Annotated in this window: 16 protein-coding genes; 8 read left to right on the plus strand and 8 right to left on the minus strand. The window is 44.3% G+C overall.

The annotated features are described in order from the left end of the window. Window positions 1–4: 4 nt before the first annotated feature. Window positions 5–631 carry an NAD(P)-dependent oxidoreductase gene (locus ACYVD4_RS08065; protein ID WP_460944237.1) on the minus strand — a complete coding sequence of 209 codons (627 nt, stop codon included), beginning with the start codon at window positions 629–631 and terminating at the stop codon, window positions 5–7. 69 nt (window positions 632–700) lie between these two features. Continuing rightward, window positions 701–1,516: a DUF6597 domain-containing transcriptional factor gene (locus ACYVD4_RS08070; protein WP_460944239.1), complete on the minus strand. Its 816-nt coding sequence runs from the start codon at window positions 1,514–1,516 to the stop codon at window positions 701–703. A gap of 221 nt (window positions 1,517–1,737) precedes the next feature. Between ACYVD4_RS08070 and ACYVD4_RS08075 the strand changes: the two genes are divergently transcribed. From ACYVD4_RS08075 to ACYVD4_RS08090, 4 genes are all read left to right on the plus strand, one after another. Next, entirely contained in the window at window positions 1,738–4,941 is a 3,204-nt protein-coding gene (locus ACYVD4_RS08075) for a TonB-dependent receptor (RefSeq protein WP_460944241.1), read from the plus strand. A 231-nt stretch (window positions 4,942–5,172) separates the two neighbouring features. Next, complete coding sequence (locus ACYVD4_RS08080) at window positions 5,173–6,168, plus strand: hypothetical protein (RefSeq protein ID WP_460944243.1); 996 nt, start codon at window positions 5,173–5,175, stop codon at window positions 6,166–6,168. A 1-nt stretch (window position 6,169) separates the two neighbouring features. Further along, window positions 6,170–6,883: a hypothetical protein gene (locus ACYVD4_RS08085; RefSeq protein WP_460944245.1), complete on the plus strand. Its 714-nt coding sequence runs from the start codon at window positions 6,170–6,172 to the stop codon at window positions 6,881–6,883. Between the two features lie 197 nt (window positions 6,884–7,080). Beyond that, the gene (locus ACYVD4_RS08090) at window positions 7,081–7,356 is read left to right on the plus strand and encodes a hypothetical protein (RefSeq protein WP_460944247.1); all 276 of its coding nucleotides are present in this window, start codon (window positions 7,081–7,083) and stop codon (window positions 7,354–7,356) included. Between the two features lie 1,352 nt (window positions 7,357–8,708). On the opposite strand, the gene ACYVD4_RS08095 is transcribed toward ACYVD4_RS08090, so the two are convergent. The 3 genes from ACYVD4_RS08095 to ACYVD4_RS08105 all read right to left on the minus strand — a co-directional run bounded on the left by ACYVD4_RS08095 (window position 8,709) and on the right by ACYVD4_RS08105 (window position 11,461). After that, window positions 8,709–9,461 carry an IclR family transcriptional regulator gene (locus ACYVD4_RS08095; protein WP_460944249.1) on the minus strand — a complete coding sequence of 251 codons (753 nt, stop codon included), beginning with the start codon at window positions 9,459–9,461 and terminating at the stop codon, window positions 8,709–8,711. Between the two features lie 155 nt (window positions 9,462–9,616). After that, window positions 9,617–10,777, minus strand: coding sequence for a molecular chaperone DnaJ (gene dnaJ, locus ACYVD4_RS08100; RefSeq protein WP_460944252.1), 1,161 nt, complete (start codon window positions 10,775–10,777; stop codon window positions 9,617–9,619). A gap of 90 nt (window positions 10,778–10,867) precedes the next feature. Further along, entirely contained in the window at window positions 10,868–11,461 is a 594-nt protein-coding gene (locus tag ACYVD4_RS08105; protein WP_460944254.1) for a nucleotide exchange factor GrpE, read from the minus strand. Window positions 11,462–11,703: 242 nt separating this feature from the next. Here ACYVD4_RS08105 and queG point away from each other — a divergent pair, with 242 nt between their 5' ends. Further along, window positions 11,704–12,654 (plus strand): tRNA epoxyqueuosine(34) reductase QueG, encoded by a 951-nt coding sequence (gene queG / locus ACYVD4_RS08110; RefSeq protein ID WP_460944256.1) that lies wholly within the window; start codon window positions 11,704–11,706, stop codon window positions 12,652–12,654. Between the two features lie 13 nt (window positions 12,655–12,667). On the opposite strand, the gene kynU is transcribed toward queG, so the two are convergent. Together kynU and ACYVD4_RS08120 are read right to left on the minus strand one after the other, a co-directional pair. Further along, on the minus strand, window positions 12,668–13,960 hold the full coding sequence (gene kynU, locus ACYVD4_RS08115; protein WP_460944258.1) for a kynureninase: 1,293 nt from the start codon (window positions 13,958–13,960) through the stop codon (window positions 12,668–12,670). Between the two features lie 25 nt (window positions 13,961–13,985). Continuing rightward, window positions 13,986–14,696 carry a carboxylesterase family protein gene (locus tag ACYVD4_RS08120; RefSeq protein ID WP_460944260.1) on the minus strand — a complete coding sequence of 237 codons (711 nt, stop codon included), beginning with the start codon at window positions 14,694–14,696 and terminating at the stop codon, window positions 13,986–13,988. A gap of 81 nt (window positions 14,697–14,777) precedes the next feature. On the opposite strand from ACYVD4_RS08120, the gene ACYVD4_RS08125 reads away from it, so the two are divergent. Both ACYVD4_RS08125 and ACYVD4_RS08130 read left to right on the plus strand, forming a co-directional pair. Further along, the gene (locus ACYVD4_RS08125) at window positions 14,778–15,185 is read left to right on the plus strand and encodes a hypothetical protein (RefSeq protein WP_460944262.1); all 408 of its coding nucleotides are present in this window, start codon (window positions 14,778–14,780) and stop codon (window positions 15,183–15,185) included. 119 nt (window positions 15,186–15,304) lie between these two features. Further along, window positions 15,305–15,787, plus strand: coding sequence for a response regulator (locus ACYVD4_RS08130; RefSeq protein ID WP_460944264.1), 483 nt, complete (start codon window positions 15,305–15,307; stop codon window positions 15,785–15,787). Window positions 15,788–15,807: 20 nt separating this feature from the next. Here ACYVD4_RS08130 and ACYVD4_RS08135 read toward each other — a convergent pair whose 3' ends face one another. Next, window positions 15,808–16,623: a LytTR family transcriptional regulator DNA-binding domain-containing protein gene (locus ACYVD4_RS08135; RefSeq protein ID WP_460944266.1), complete on the minus strand. Its 816-nt coding sequence runs from the start codon at window positions 16,621–16,623 to the stop codon at window positions 15,808–15,810. A gap of 278 nt (window positions 16,624–16,901) precedes the next feature. Between ACYVD4_RS08135 and ACYVD4_RS08140 the strand changes: the two genes are divergently transcribed. Beyond that, a complete protein-coding gene (locus ACYVD4_RS08140; RefSeq protein ID WP_460944268.1) occupies window positions 16,902–17,330 on the plus strand; it encodes a response regulator in 429 nt (142 codons plus the stop codon). The last annotated feature ends 5 nt before the right edge of the window (window positions 17,331–17,335 follow it).

The following is a 17,335-nucleotide window of genomic DNA, read 5'->3' on the forward strand; positions in this document are numbered from 1 at the left end:
CGTGTTAGTACGATAAACCGGGAGATTTGTGCAGATACGTATTGGAAGTCAACTGCTTGAGCATAAAGTCGGCTACATCGGCACTAGAAATTTTAAGCGTCAATCCTTTGGCCGCAGCAGAAAATCCGTGCTGGTAATTTCCAGTACGTGGGCCATCTATAAACGCAGCCGGACGTATCAGAATCCAGTCAAGCGCACTTTGCTGAACGTAGCGTTCCTGCTTTTCGTGGTCGGCGTACGCACTACGTAGCAGAAAGCCGAACATGATGTATTTCCAGAAAAAATTCAGATTCCCTTTGCTATCACCTGCGCCGAGAGTAGTTTGGCAAATTAACCGTTTTACACCATTGGCTCTCATGGCGTCGATGATGTTTCGGGTTCCTTCTGCACGAACACCGCCTTTTCGCCCACCGCCTACTGCACACAGCACTACGTCCTGACCGCACACGGCTTTTTTTACGGAAGCTAAGTCCAGTACATCACCTTGAATAGCCTGAAAATTAGCCTGTTGAATAGTATTAAGTTTAGCCGGATTACGTACTAGTGCGGTTACAGTATGGCCTTGTTCGAGAGCTTGCTCTACCAGCAAACGTCCTACGCTGCCGGTTGCCCCAATGATGAGTAGTTTCATGTCGTTCGTTTTTTTGAACAAAACTAGACGTGCCACTACCCGAAAAATAGAACAAAACCGACACGGATCTCAACGCCACTCGGCCAGATTCTCGACTACTTCGTTGGATTGGTTCCGGTATCGAAAAGGAGAGAAACCCGCAAATTCTTTAAATGTGCGGATAAAATGCGACTGGTCGGCATAGCCATTGTCAAAGGCAATGTCCGATAGCTTGTCGAAACGACTATTTTTTAACTGATGCAGTGAAGCCTGAAACCGGCAAATACGGGCGAATAAATTGGGCGAAATTCCTACCGTTTGCCGGAACCGACGCTCCAGTTGTCGCTCTGATACGTTCAATTCGGTCTGCAACGCTTTCATTGATACGTTACCAGCCGACCGAATCAATTGGTGTAATGCATAATCGGTTAACGTATCGACCGCGCTGGCGTTACGTTCAATCTGTTGAATTAGGTAGTTCGATACCAGATCAATACGTTGTTCCGTTGAGGTTGCCAGCCAGAATTGTTCTGGTAAAAACGAAGTCTGCTTTGTCAGTAAATCATTCAGATCAGTACAAGTATCGGTTAGTTCGTTGGCATCGAATCCGAAAACTGCTTTCAAGGCACCCGGCGAAAAGCAGATACCCATCACGTTGAACGGATTACTCGTCTGAATTTCGCGGTGGCGAATGGTTTGTCCGTACAGGCAGAATAACGGCAGCTCTTTCTTATCCTGATCGAACACGGTGGTGTTTTCGTTCAGTTGGAGCATCAAACCCGGACAACCGTCGGTAATTGGTCGAAACGTTCGAAGTGCATTTTCCGTGGAGTGCTGCTCCAGAACCCAGAAGTATTGTACATACTTTTGGAGGGAAGCGGGTGGCGCCAGTTTCACATACTTCATACACTCGTTCGTTTATATAGTTAACCTAAAACGCCGATAATCAGCCAACTGTTCGACACTATGGCCGCGAGATAAAGATAGTCATCATCCAATAATTGAACAAAACAAACGAATTTGGTCTACGGATTTCGCAGAATGATGACAAATAGATAACAATTTCATAACCCCCGTCACGAGTAGTTATCGTCTCTTTGCAGTCGCAAAAAACAGTCTCCATCTGCATGAGAAACATCCTACTATTTACAATCATTTTCTTTTTAGCCAACTACCTAACGATCAATACGTTAGTAGCCCAAACGACTCAGGCATCCATTGCCGGGGTCATTTCAGACAATCAAAAAAATCCGCTTCCAGGCGCTACCGTTCAGGTACGTAACGAATCGACGGGTTTTAACACTGGAACCGTTACAAACGCTCAGGGTGAATACTCATTTAAAGAGCTTCCGCTGGGAGGTCCCTACACGGTTCGTGTTACGTTCATTGGCTATGGTGAGCAAAAACGCACGGGTTACGCGCTCAATCAGGGCGATGCGATTCGGGTCAATCTGACGATGCAGGAAACCGATCAGACGCTGGAAGTGGTGCAGGTTGTGGCTTCGGGCTTGAAAAACAAAATTGAAAATCTGGGCGCGGCAACGGCCATTTCTGCGAAATCGATTCAGGCACTGCCTGTTAACGGTCGGAATTTCACGTCGTTAATGGATCTTTCGCCGTTGAGCCGGGGCGGCAATCTCTCTGGTCAGCTAGGTTCGTCGACCAACTACACCATCGACGGTATGAATGCTAAAAACCCGACCTCAGCCGGTTCAACGACCAGCCGAAGTGGTGCCCCCTACTCTATTTCTATAGAGGCCGTTCGGGAATTTAAAGTGATTACGAACCAGTATGACGTTATTTACGGACGTAGTGGCGGTGGTATTGTGAGTGCGGTGACCAAAGCGGGAACGAACAAATTGAGCGGAAGCGCTTTCAACTACACCCGCGCCGATTGGTTAGCTAGTCCGTATGACATTCGGGGAAATGTTCGGAATAACAAGTTTGCCACGAATCAGTTTGGATTTTCGCTCGGCGGCCCAATCATCAAAGACAAATTGCACTTCTTTGTTGTCTGGGATCACCAGCAGGATTCGCGCCCGTTGATTATTGCCGATGTTCAGTCGCCTGCCGATGAGAACCGTTTCAACGTAACCCGTGCTACGTTGGATCAGTTTGTTGGAATTGCCCGTAGTAAATATGGCGTTGCGAATACACCCCAGTTTGGTACGTTCGACAAAACCCGGGGTTCCGATGCTGCCTTTGCTCGTATCGACTGGCAGATAAACGACAAAAACCTGCTCACGATACGTAACAACTTCACCAGCGACCGTAATAAGCTTGGTTTGCAGGATAATACGTCGCTCAATAGTTACGAATCATATGGAAACGACTACAACTGGGATAATAGTTTTCTGGCTACGTTACGTACGTCGATCAACCCGAAGGTTACCAACGAGCTGAAACTCCAGCACCTGTTTACGTATCAGAAAAGTTCTCCCGGCGATCAGCTTCCATCGGCAAATATTCCGCGTGCCATCGTCGAAAACGTTACGTCGACGGTAGAAGGCGGTACTCGTTCAACTAACATCCAGATGGGTGGTCATCGGTTTGCGCAGGAAGGCTTCGACAACAACGTACTGCAACTGGTTAATAACCTGTATTACAATACGGACAAAATTCAGTACACCTTCGGTCTTGATCTGATGTATACGCGGGCGCACTCGCTTTATGGTAGTGAAGTAAATGGCCGTTTCCACTACACAGTCGATGCGGCAGCCAATATGACAGCACTGGATAAATTCAATGCGCTGCAACCGTACCGATATTACCGCGAAGTTCCGCTGGTCGCTGATCCAAGCGTAGTTGGTAATACGTGGAATGCAGGTGTTTACGGGCAAATGAGCACCAAACTAGCGCGGGGACTGGAAATGACGGCTGGTCTGCGTTTCGACTATGCGCATTATCCATCGGCCCCACTCAATCAGGTGGTTCTGGACGATCTGAAGCTCCGTACCGACAACAAACTAAAATCGTTCATTGCCCAGCCCCGTTTGCAACTGACCTGGGACGTGAATGAGCGGCATACCGATTACATCCGTTTTGGTGCGGGCGTTTTTGCTTCGGATATTAACAACTACGTGATCATCAACAATTTGACGTTTGACGGTAAACACCTCGCTACGGTAGATGTTCGTGCCCCGAACATTCCAACACCTGATTTTGCCGCCTATCGTACCAACTATTCCAGCATTCCGTCGTTGGCCGCATTTCAATTACCAACAATTAACATGACCGGTGCCGACGCCCGTGTGCCGGTTCTGTATAAGGCGAACCTGTCGTATAGCCGTTATTTGACCGATAAATTGAAAGTGGGTATCGCCGGTTATGCTTCGCTTGGACGTAACAACTACATGTACGTTGACCGGAATATGGCAACAGAACCGTATTTCCGTCTGGCTAACGAAGATAATCGGGGCGTTTATGTACCGCTGAGCACAATGCCCGCTAACGGTGCCGGTGACTGGTTACAGGGACGTATCAGTCAGCGACTTGGCCGTGTACTGGAGTTGAATAGTGAAGGTAAAGTGAATCAGTTTGCGCTGGTTGCCGATGCTACGTATCAATACTACAAAGACGGCGAATTTTCGGTTAGCTACACCTGGAACGACACCCGCGACAATACGTCGTTTAATGGGAACGTAGCGAACACTGCTACGTTATCACTGCCCGTAAAAGATGACCCACGTAACCTGAGCCGGATGACAGCCTCAGACAATCAGTTCCGGCATAAAGTGGTCTTCTACGGTACGTTACCAACTTTTTATGGCATAACTGTAGGTGTTCGGTACTCAGGAATTGGCGGTACACGCTACACGCTTTTGTCGGGCGCAAACAGCAATGCTGACTTCGTAGCTGGCCAGAATGACCTTGCCTTCATTTTCGACCGTAACAACGAAAATACGCCAACCAACGTACGTACGGGTTTACAGGCTATTCTCGACAACCCCAATGCCAGCCAGAGCATCAAAGATTACATCAATACGTATTCGGGCAAAATGGCGGAACGTAACGGCGGTATCAACGGATTCTACGGTGTTTTTGATGTTCGGGCCAGCAAACGCTTCAAATTATATAAAAACCACAGTATCGAAGTATCGGCAGACGTATTCAACTTCGCCAACCTACTAAACAAAAGCTGGGGCACCAACCAGTCGCTGGGTTCGCAGGCACTATATGCACTGGGCATACCAGCATCAGGCTCTACGCCAGCCGTAGCTGGTTTTGACAGAACAAATCAACGGTTCGTGTATCGGGTCAACACGGCGGGTGTGGTCACTCCTTCCGGCGATCCTTACCAGCTTCAGTTAGGAGCACGGTACAGCTTTTAATCTTATTGCCTAGTTTTTCTATCCACTTTCAACTCTTCAGAAGCTCAATCGGGATACTCCGGTTGAGCTTCTTTCTTTTGTTAGAAAAATAGGCTGAACAACCGTAAAATTTATAACTTACCAAATACCCAGCACGGTAATTGGTAAGTATAAACTGCTCTGTTATTTTAACGTGAATTTCATGAAAAGTAACCGTATATCTAAAACACAAAACTTTATTAATTCCACTACATGAACTACACTATCCATGGCCTGACTTTGTTTGTGCTACTTCTTTTACAGACCAGATCGGCATCCGCTACGATATTCCGGGTAAATAACACGTTACCGGAGAACATTCCCGGAAAGTTATTTTCCAATCTTCAGACAGCTCACAATCATAGCAGTGTTCTGAATGGTGATACGTTGATGGTTGAAGGATCGCCAACAATTTATGGTGCTTTGACTTGTACCAAACGACTTGTGATCATAGGGCCGGGCTACTTTCTGGGCGAAAACCCCAATTCGAACAGCATTGTAACCAGCGCTCGGATAGGTGGATTCTGCACCTTCAACAGTGGATCGGCGAATTCGTATATCATTGGCATGGAGGTTATTAGTGGCTACGGGTTTCGGCTATATACCAGCAATATTTACGTAATTCGCTGTAAAGGGGAGGTTTCTTTCAACGGTAGTCCGGGTAATACTATTTCGAACTGTAAAGTTGTTGGTTCTTATTGCTCCGAAATCACCTGTTTTAGCAGTCAATACAACGCAAATGCCTCTGTCACGAACTGTATTATTCTGCGTGATGCCTCCGGAATCAACTACTTAAATTATGAGCATAATGTACTGGTGGGTAGTTCGGCCTGGAACATTTCGGCGGGCACTTTCCGCAGTAATATACTAGTCGATGCCACCGTTTCGGCTAACATAACGTCTTCAACAATTCAGAATAATCTGGCGCAAAATGGCCAGTTTGGCACAACAAACGGCAATATCAACTACAATCCGGCGAATCTGTTTGTGGGAGGAGCCAGTTCTGATGGCCGGTATCAAATTAAGTCGGCCTCGCCTTATCTGAATGCGGGCCACAACGGTACTCAACCCGGCATATTTGGTGGAACAGACTCCTATCGACTGTCGGGTACACCCACAGTTCCGGTTATTTATGAACTGACTGTTCCGGGAACAGGCTCTACGTCACAAGGTTTGTCGATTAGTGTAAAGATACGTAACGCCAATTAGCATGAAAGCCCTCATTTTCAGCCTATTTTTCATTGGTGCTACGTTAACCACACTAGCCCAATCCTCGACCATACGCCAGATTGAATATGGATGGGATACTGACAACGGAACCGGCCAGAACACGTTGGTGCAGGTCAATCAAACCAGCGATAACTTCAATTTGAACGTTGCTACGCAAGGTTTAACAAACGGCTATCACCTGCTTTTTTTACGAGGGCAGGATAATGTGGGACGCTGGAGCCAAACACAAACAAAACTCGTTTACATTCAGACAGGCGCCAATCCAGCCCGAATTGTACGTATTGAGTATGCCTATTCGCAGGGCGCTACGTTGATTGGCCACTATACCTATACCCTTCCCTCACCCGCTACGTCGGTTGACCTCCAACTACGTGGAGCAACATTACCACTTTCTGATGGTCAGACATATTTACTATCCATCTGGGCTACTGACGAAAAAGGCGTTCGAAGTCAGGTTTATACCAAAAGCTTTGTCCGGTCGGCTGCTATGTGCGAAACAGCCCGAATTGGCAACTGGAGTGATATTGGTATGTGGATTTGTGGACACGTGCCCTTAGCAACTGACGATATTTTTATCAACCCGAGCCATACAGCAACTGTAGTTAACGGTACGTTCCCGGCCAAAAATATTACGTTTCGGGGTGGCAAGATATTGTTTAGTCAAGGAGGGCGTTTACAACTCAGCGGTAACTAAAGGCTTCAGGTTCTGATACAGAATTAGGCTTATTCACTTTTCGAGAGGTAGCATGCTCCAGTTTATTGATGGTTTGGGACAGACCAAATCGCTACGTTGGTTCGTACTGCGTGCCATACGCCAATAGAAAATCCAAACCTAATTACCAGTTAGAGAGTTCTTCCAAAGGAAACTTTATCCTAATAAAGGCAATACATATGGAAAAGAAAATGACCACTACGCTTGGTATAGCGCTAGGTGCCACTCTTTTGGCAGGAGCAGGATTTGGCCTATATAAATGGTTAAGCAACAAGAAAAAATCAACTGGTGTGCTGCAAAGTGCTGGTAAGCTGGCGACTGAGTTTACGCATCATTTTATCGGTAATAGCCTGATAAAAAGCAATAGTCTCTTCCCTACACAAAACGATAATGGATTAATTGGAGGAGGTTTGGTAAAATCGAACGCTAGCAACATTCTTACCGAATTAAGTTAACAGCTAGCTAAACCTATTGATATTATATAAAAAACACGTGTGAAATGGGCAAAAAATGTAACCCTTGGCATTTTTAACCGTCTAATTAACAAAGCTAACCCATAAATGACGGAATGGCCTGGCCAGGTTTTTTACATTCATTTCGTTCACTCATAGCTTTATTTCATACCCACTTTATTTGCAATACCAGTCCTGACTAACAATCGGGGCTGGTATTTTTTTTCGTATTCGGAATATCTCTTAACTTCTTCAACGGGCAATCAACTCTTTCTATAATCGTTCCTTTTTGCCTAAGAACTGATAATGAAAGCCTTCCTCATCAACAAAGGAGGTAATTATGAGTTCTTTAAAAAATTGAGTTAAAGTTGATGGCGTTACAAATCCACAGGTAGGGTCTATCCGTATATCAGGTATCGTATTCCGAAAACTGTATGGGTTTCTGGGGATAGTGAGGTTAAAACGACAGTTTTGAATAAAATCGCTGACCTCATCTTGTGCCAGCGATTCCACTTTAAACTAACCTGTAGGCTGCACTAATAGCCTACACTATAGAGAATAATAGCAATTTTCGTGCCTAAGGCATTCAACTACACGAAAAGTCCTTTCTTTAGATGGACTTTTTCTGTTTCTGGGACAATCAATAAAACCTTACAGCTTAAACACAAAAAAGCAGATAGGCAAACGCATTCGTTTATCCTACCTGCCTTATTGAGTAGCGGTTAAAACTACAAAACTGCTTAGATAAAGTATTGTTTATTAGTGTCGTTTTGACCTTGGTATTATCCTAAAAAATACCGCAAAGAACTTGAAATATAGCAAATCTACTAAATCACCGTTAGCTTTTCCTGAAGCATCTGGTTTTCTGAAGTCAGATCGGCAAACTGCTTTATCTGCTATTTCGCTCTTCTAATTGTCGCAACCGAATCCAATTGTAGAAAGTAGATTACTAATACCATCTTACACCATAGTTCGGCAAAAACTGTTTCTGAGCCAATCTGGCGGCTACTACGCAGTCTTCTACATGTTGTTGACATTTAAATATATAAGCAGAATTTTATACTATAAAATGCAATTCACTATTTACACAATTAAAAGACAATAAAATAGTTTATTCCAAGCTTTCAATGCTGCTTTCATAGAACACGAATGATTATAGCTGTACCTAATTAATAAAAAAAGGCTCAATTTTGCTATTCAACTGAAAACATATCTAATTGTATAGATTTAACAATTGCTCTATATGCCTATCTTCGAGACTTAAAGGGGGTAAATCCCATATAATACTATACCTTTCTCTAAATCAACTATATTTTTTAGCTAAAGTCTCTAAAGGCCAATTAATTATTAACTATTTAATCGACCTTGTGCTGGTTTAATTTGGTATTGATAAGTTGAGCACTCTCACGTAGTGACTCTACTAATTTAAGCTTATCCATAGCCATGTATCGGTACTCTGGCAGATAGATACTCAGACTAGCTACTACCAGATTATTTTTATATATGGGAACGGCAAGGCCAGTAACTTGACGATTTGGTATCGACTGCAAGGCAAGCTTATCCCGGTTAATAAGACCTAAAGCATCATAAAGCTCTGTTTCAGATTGTATTTCAGGCCATGAGCTTGACGTAGGTAAACCATATTTGCGCAGTATACGTTGAATTTTTTCTTTAGGAAGCATAGCCAGCAATAACCGCCCTGATGCAGAATCATAAGCTGGTTTTATATCAGCCGTCCGTACCTGCAAATCCTGTTCAGCAAAGGTACGATGAATTGTAACCCGTTGATTCTCTTTAAGTATGGCTAGAAGACAGTTCTCATTTACTGTTTTGGTAAGTCGGTCCATTTCATCCTTGGCCGCTTCGAGCAAATCTTTTTGATAAGCCTCGTTGCCTGTTAACGTATACGATTTAGCACCTAGAATGTAGCCCTTCTTTGCACCCACCTGCTCAACATACCCACGAGTAACTAATGTTTTCAGAATATTGGCACATGTACCATGATTTAGCAAGGCCCCATCAGCTAAATCACTTAAGGATTTAGGCATTTCCGGGTCTACTGCAATCTGTTCTAACAGGTCTAATGCTCGATTAACTACTTGAATCATCTTATTATATTTTATAATGCAAAATATAATTTATTACTTATAATAAAAAATCGGAGCCAGAATTGGCTCCGATTCATCGAGAAAATAAGTACTAAAATCCTGTCAACCTTTTCAAGATTACGTAGTGTTGTTTCTATAACCAATCTTCCTAACTCTTATCCATGAAAAAAGTCTTTCATTTTATCAAAAAAACCTTTTTCGTTTTTGTTTGGCTTGGGTTGGAAATTGGGAGAATTGCGCAATTTCTCCAACAAAGCACGTTCCTCTGATGAGAGCGATTTCGGCGTCCATACATTCACATGCACTAATTCATCGCCACGACCGTACCCATTCAATTCCTTAATACCTTTGCCCTTCAACCGTAAAATTCGGCCACTTTGCGTACCTGGCTCAAGCGTAATCCGTGCTTTACCATCAATGGTTGGCACTTCAACACTGGTACCAATGGCAGCATCGACAAAGTTGATGTATAAATCGAACACTACGTTATTACCATCGCGCTTGAGTTCAGCATCTTCTTCCTCCTCAATGACAATCAGTAAATCGCCGGCAACACCACCCCGTGGTGGCACATTTCCTTTACCCCCAACCGACAGTTGAATTCCTTCAGCCACTCCAGCCGGAATTTTGATTGGAATAACGTCTTCCTGTAAAACACGTCCTTCGCCAAAACAAGCATCACAACGATCGGTAACCAGTTTACCCTCACCATTACAGGTCGGACACGTGCTGGTCGATACCATCTGACCAAGCATGGTATTTACCACTTTTCGCGTTTGGCCGGTTCCGTTACAGGTCGAGCAGGTTTGTACGGCGGTACCATTTTTAGAGCCGTTGCCTCCGCAGGTATTACAAGTTACATGACGTTTAACCTTAATTTTTTTCTCTACACCATTGGCAACTTCCTGAAGGTTGAGTTTCAGCTTGATCCGCAGATCAGACCCGCGCCGAACCCGCTGACGTCCGCCACCACCGTTTGCTCCCCGAAAGAAACTCCCAAATGGCGAATCATCACCAAATACGTCGCCAAACTGACTAAAAATATCCTCCATTGATGGCCCACCGGCACCATAACCACCTGCAGCGCCACTCATCCCTGCGTGGCCAAACTGATCGTAGCGAGCTCTCTTTTGGGAGTCATTCAATACGTCATAAGCTTCGGCGGCTTCCTTAAATTTCTCTTCAGCGGTAGGGTCGTTTGGGTTTTTATCGGGGTGATACTTGATCGCCATTTTCCGATATGCCTTCTTCAGATCCTCTGCCGATACATTTTTATCAACGCCTAAAATTTCGTAGTAATCGCGCTTCGTTGCCATATCTTTGAATGATTGAATGACAGAATGATTGAATTGTTGACTGGTTGCCAGAACTCAACAATTCAATCATTCTGTCATTCAATCATTATTTTAACTTCCTACTATCACTTTTGCGAACCGAATGACTTTATCATTCAGATAATATCCTTTTTCGACTTCGTCGATCACTTTGCCTTTCAAATCGTCGCTGGGTGCCGGAAACTGTGTAACCGACTCATGCAGATCAGCATTGAACACATCGCCTTTCGAGACCATTGGCTTTAGACCTTTACTTTCAAGGGTCTTAAATAATTTGTTGTAAATCAACGAGATCCCTTCTTTAACGGCCGTTATATCGTCTGTTTTTTCAATCGACTGCATGGCCCGCTCAAAATCGTCGACAACTGGAATAAGTGTCTGTAACAACCCTTCATTGGCGTTACTAATCAAGTCCAGTTTTTCTTTGGCCGTACGGCGACGGAAGTTTTCAAAATCAGCGTATAAACGGAGATACTTATCTTTCAGTTCAGCTAATTCACTGCCAACACGGTCGCGGTCTGAGGTTTCGGCGACAAAATCTTCGGCTGTTTCTGCATCCGAAGCAGGTTGTGCATCCGTTGAAGCCGTAGCCTCCTCGTTTGTCAGGTTGTCAGGTTGTTGTGTATCGGTTGACGCTTGTTCGTCTAAAATGTCTTTATTTTCCATTGATGAGCTTCTATTACGCTTCCAGAAATTCATGCGTAAAGATGGGCAAAAGCTCGGCCAAAACCGCATTTCCTGACAAGTTGACACATTTTTCTATTTATATTTTCGATTAGAATGTCAGCTATTAACCACGATTTTCTGGATTTCATCACGTTGCTGGATTTAAAAAGTTCGAATCATGGTTCTTCTATTTTGACACACAAACTGCTCCTACTCACGCTGCCCATCTCTGTTAACAGGTCATGCATTCGCCCGCTTATCACTATACGCAACGTATCAAAACAAAGGCTATCGAACTTGGCTTTGACTTTTGTGGCATAGCAAAAGCGGATTTTCTGGAAGAAGAAGCCCCTCAACTGGAGAACTGGCTAAAAAATGGTATGCACGGCCAGATGAATTATATGGCCAATCACTTCGATAAGCGACTTGATCCACGTTTATTGGTTGATGATGCTAAATCGGTACTTACGGTACTGCTGAATTACTACCCTGAACAACTGATTGATTCTGACGACAATAATTTAAAGCTATCGAAATACGCTTACGGCACAGATTATCACTTTGTCATTAAAGACAAGCTTAAGGATTTACTCGCTTTTATTCATACCGAAATTGGCGAAGTAGGTGGTCGTGCTTTTGTCGATTCAGCACCGGTAATGGATAAAGCCTGGGCTAAACGGGCAGGGCTAGGTTGGGTTGGCAAGCATACTAATTTGATAAATCGGGAGATTGGCTCCTTCTTTTTCATCGGCGAGCTGATTCTCGACCTCGAACTGGAGCCTGATGGACCGATCACCGATTATTGCGGTACATGTACCCGGTGTATTGACGCCTGCCCTACCGACGCCATCGTGGCGCCCTATGTAGTAGATGGAAGTAAATGTATTTCGTACTTTACAATAGAGCTAAAAGAATCAATTCCGGAAGATGTTCGCGGTAAGTTCGATAACTGGATTTTCGGCTGTGATATCTGTCAGGATGTATGCCCCTGGAACCGCTTTTCACGACCTCATAAGACGCCAGCATTCGACCCACACCCTGATCTGGCTCAATTAACCAAAAGTGACTGGCTGGAAATTACCGAAGACGTATTTCGAGAAATTTTCCGCAGGTCGGCAGTAAAACGTACCAAGCTCGACGGTTTGAAACGGAACATCGACTTTGTTACCAACGCTACGTCTGATAATGCCTAGAAAACGACTGTCACTACGTTGTTTGTGTGCGACTCGCAAAAAAAGCTTGACAAATCTGTCCCAGTTGCCAAACCTCTTCGAACGTATTATAAAGCGGAGTTGGTGCCAGTCGAATACAATCCGGTTCGCGCCAGTCGCCTACTATACCCTGTTCGGTAAGGTACTGGAATAGTGCTTTTCCATTCTGCTGAACCAGTAACGACAATTGGCATCCACGCTGATTTGGATCACTAGGCGTTACTATTCGGATGGCTGAAAACGGAGTCAATATATATTCCAGAAATCCGGTTAGCAGTTCACTTTTCTGGCGAAGATTGGTAATACCCGCTTCAGACGTAATGGAAATAGCTGCCCGATGTAAAGCAAGAGCCAGAATATTGGGGGTACTAACCTGCCAGCCATCGGCACCGGGAGCTGGCACAAATCCGGGCGTCATGGCAAAACGCTCTTCCTCGCGATACCCCCACCACCCTGCCAATCGTGGCAAATTCTGGTCATGGTGCTTTTCATGTACGAAAACGCCTGATACCGCTCCGGGACCACCATTCAGGTATTTATACGAACACCACGTAGCAAAATCAACTCCCCAATCATGCAGACGTACTGGTACGTTACCAATGGCATGTGCCAGATCAAATCCAACTGGAATACAATGATATCGAGCCGTTTCGGCAATAGCAGCCATGTTATAAACCTGACCAGTATAGTAATTCACCCCACTCAGCCAGATGAGTGCCAACGAGTCGGCGTGCTCAGCTATAGCGTGCTGAATGTCGGTTACGTGAATCAGGCCCATTTCCGGTTCATCAGAACGCGGCTCTACTTCGATCAACACGTCAGCCGGATTCAAACCATGATGCCTGATGTGCGTTTCCAGCGCATACTGGTCGGAAGGAAAATCGCCCTTGATTGTTAATATCTTGTATTTTTTAGCCGTAGGACGATAAAAAGACGCTAACAGCAAATGAAGGTTGACGGTTAGCGCATTCATGGGACAAACTTCCGAAGGTTTCGCACCAACAATTTCCGACAAGGCATCTTTGCAGGTTGCGTGGTATCGCAGCCATGGTTGATCGTCGTTTTCAGACTTTTCAAACCAGCCTTCAACACCTAGCTGTTGCCACGTAGCAAACTCCTTCTCAAGAGCAGTACGGGCCGCTTTTGGCTGAAGTCCCAATGAGTTCCCGCAAAAATAAATGAGTGGTTTATCGGTACGTTGGGGAATATAAAAACGGTCGCGAAAGTGACGTAGTGGGTCCGTCAGATCGAGATGTTGAGCAAAAGCAAGTGAGTTTTCGTAAGTCATGGCCGAAAATTAGATAATCGCTACGTTATCGATGTTGTTTCAACAACCAATCATAAATACGTTTATCCTCATAGATATACTGGATTGCATGCCCGCCCTGTTCTAACCGAGTAAACATCACCTCATTCCCACATTCGGTAAGCCGCCGAACCAGTTTTTCGGTTTCTGAGATAGGAATAACAGGATCATCAACACCGTGGAATGTCCAGACGGGCATTTTCCTAAGCTGGCAAATCTTTGTCGAATCGTCGCAGCCGCCACAAAGCGGAACGATGGCCGCAAATTTATCGGGATAAGCCACCGCCGTTTGCCACGTACCGTATCCACCCATACTAATTCCGGTCAAATAGACCCGTTTGGGATCAATTCGATATTTACTTTTCAGTTCATCGAACAAAGGCTCAAACCAGTTATCCGTAGACCAGTATTTACCTTCCGGACATTGTGGCGACGCAATAATAAAATCGAACTCAAATCCTTTTTCAACCAGTTGCGGCAAACCGTATCCTTTTAATTTATTCAGATCCTGACCTTTATGCGAACTGCCATGCAGGTAAATCACCAATGGGTAACTGGTTTGCTGCTTTGCATATTCACGGGGAAGATAGAGTAAATAATTGTACTTTTCTTTGGATTTGGAAGCCGTTTGTCCAAAACTGGCTGACGAAATAATAAGGAGTAAAGTCAGACTTATGGCTGAAGAAAACCAGCAAAAGCCGCGAAAAGAACGTTTCATGAACAAAGAAACGGATTTCCAACCAATAAGTCGATTGTAGAATCTAGTATTCAGAAACACAGTTCTTTAGACTATCTCAAAATGAAGCACCTGTATTTTTGCCGGGTCAGAATGCAACGGAAAATCATTTTCCAGATTCGCTGTTTGTTAACGATACTCTTTGCCATTACTACGTCGCTGGGAGCTTTCAGTCAATCGCCAAAAATAGCAGCCCCTTTCCCAACGTATCACCAGCTCAAATCTGCCCATCAAGATTATGACTATATATCACCACGGGGCGAGTCGGCTGTAGAGAGAAGGATAAACCTAAACCTGTTCAATTATCCAGCAAACAGCGTAACGTATATACTAAACAGTCAACCCACAACGGATAAGAACTATGTTCGTGAACTACTGAAACGAAAAGATATTGAACTCGACCATATTTTGGTGGAACAGCCAGATAGTTGCGGCAAAAGACGTATCAAAATTACGTATTCGTTACATTAGATAGCTTATTAATCAGCAGCATCGCGGCACCTAATGCCAGTAATTTCGCTTATTGAATTGCTTTTTTGGCTTAAGAAGAGGCATATATAGTAACTTAGGGGCCTCTTTTCGATGAAACTATGGCATCTGTAAACGATTACGAAAAAAAACGAGATAATTTTAAACAAACTAAACTAGTTATTATAGAAGACAACTCCGATCACGTAGTGTTTATTCAACGAGCACTAAAACAGTGTCTTCCTGAAATTACACCCGTTTTTATTACGCAGGCCGATGAAGCGATTCAGCGATTCAGTGAATGGAGTCAGCAGGAATGGGAATTACCGAAGCTGATCATTCAGGACCTTTATATGCCAACGCGGGAAGATGGCTGGCAATTACTACGGCAAATTAAACAGTTGAGCGATACCTGTAGCCGTATTCCAGTGATTATGCTAAGCTGGTCAAATCAACCAAATGACATAGAGGAGGCTTATCAATATGGCGTTTCATCTTATCTGGTAAAACCTACAGATTTTACGGGCTGGCTTCACTATTTCAGCGCATTACGTAGTTATTGGTGGGAAACTGTTACGCTCCCCCCCATGCATTTTTCGGTTTAAGCTTTGCCGAAAATTTCATTTTAGTCAATCTGGCTCATGGCCGGTAACGCAACCACCCGGAGCCAGAATTGGCATATACTAGCCAGTATACCTTCTAGTTGCGGCAAACCCATCGGTATCGAAATTACCGAATTGGCCCGCTGGCTATACCCTTCAATGACCATCAAATCAGCAGGTGGTACTAGTAAGATAACTGGGATTCGATTAAAAAATGGGTCATTTTTCAGTTGGCGAAGGGTTTGCAATCGTTCGGTAGTGGCGGAGGTTGCATCTAAAAGTAACAACGTTGGATAGTCAGCTTTGGGAAGTTGCCGAATCAAATCGACTAGAAAATCACCACGTTGGGCTGTATGAACGTAATAGCCTGGCCAGCTCTTCTCGATCAGCCGTTGCATGACCGTTACCTTATCGGCATCGTCGGTAATGAGCCAGATTGAAGCCAACGTAGTAGGTTGCGTCATTTCAGGTGAAATGGGTACAACCTGAACAGCAGATTTTGATCGCCCTATTGATAGATCATCCTGACGTTGCAGCAATAATTCGACAACCTGATTCCATCGCCGTCGGCTAACGGGGAAAATTTCTCCGGTATCCAGACATACTTTTCCGGTCATTTTTCGACGTGGCGGCTGCTGTAACTCTTTGATATAAGCAGGATTAAGCAAGATGGTTTTGTGCACACGAATAAAATCGGGCAACTGAGTTTCCAGCGAGCTAATTGGCTTGGCAAGAAGTTTTTTTTCGCCGTTACGGAAGTGAAGCCAACAATAATTGTTGGCTCCCGAAAAATAGGCTATTTTTTCGGGATGCTGAATAGCAGGTTTTATTACACTCATTCGAACTGTTAATCACGTATCGACTACACTAATCGTTGATTGTATCAAAACCAGTTAGTTAGCCACTCGGTTATAGATACCCCTGTCATGACATCCGCATTGCTACATACCGTTACCATTTGTGAGGTAATGGTCCGCTATGTATTAACTTATGGTGATTATTCGGGGAAGAGAAACACTCCTTCTGGTGCGTAGTTAGCTTACTATTAGATACAGTCTAATAAAACCATTATTATTCGTACTCTGTCCGTAATAAACTCGCCCAGTCCAGCCCGAACGTGAAGTCGAAAATTTTGATTGTAGAAGATAATACAAACGAATGGTATTTGTTTCGCCAGATTCTGTCCGATCAATACCCTGAGGTTGAGCCTGTCTGGAAAACCAATCCGACCGATACGATTAGCTATCTGGAGTCCTGCCTGGGAAGTAGCCAGATTGCTCCTCAATTAATTCTGATGAATCTCTATTTGCCTGATCGTGTAGAGGGGTACCGTTTGTTAGAGACGATTAAAAGTCACCGTCGATTTCGGCTAATACCTGTAATCGTATTGAGTGTTTCACGTAACGCCGACGATGTTCGGCAGGCTTATCTGCTACGTACCAATTCCTATATCGTCAAACCTGATAACCACAACGATTGGCTCCAGTACTTTCATTTATTTCAGCAGTACTGGAACCATACCGTTACGTTACCGAAGCTTTCCTGAACGTA

The organism is Spirosoma daeguense, assembly GCF_054776875.1.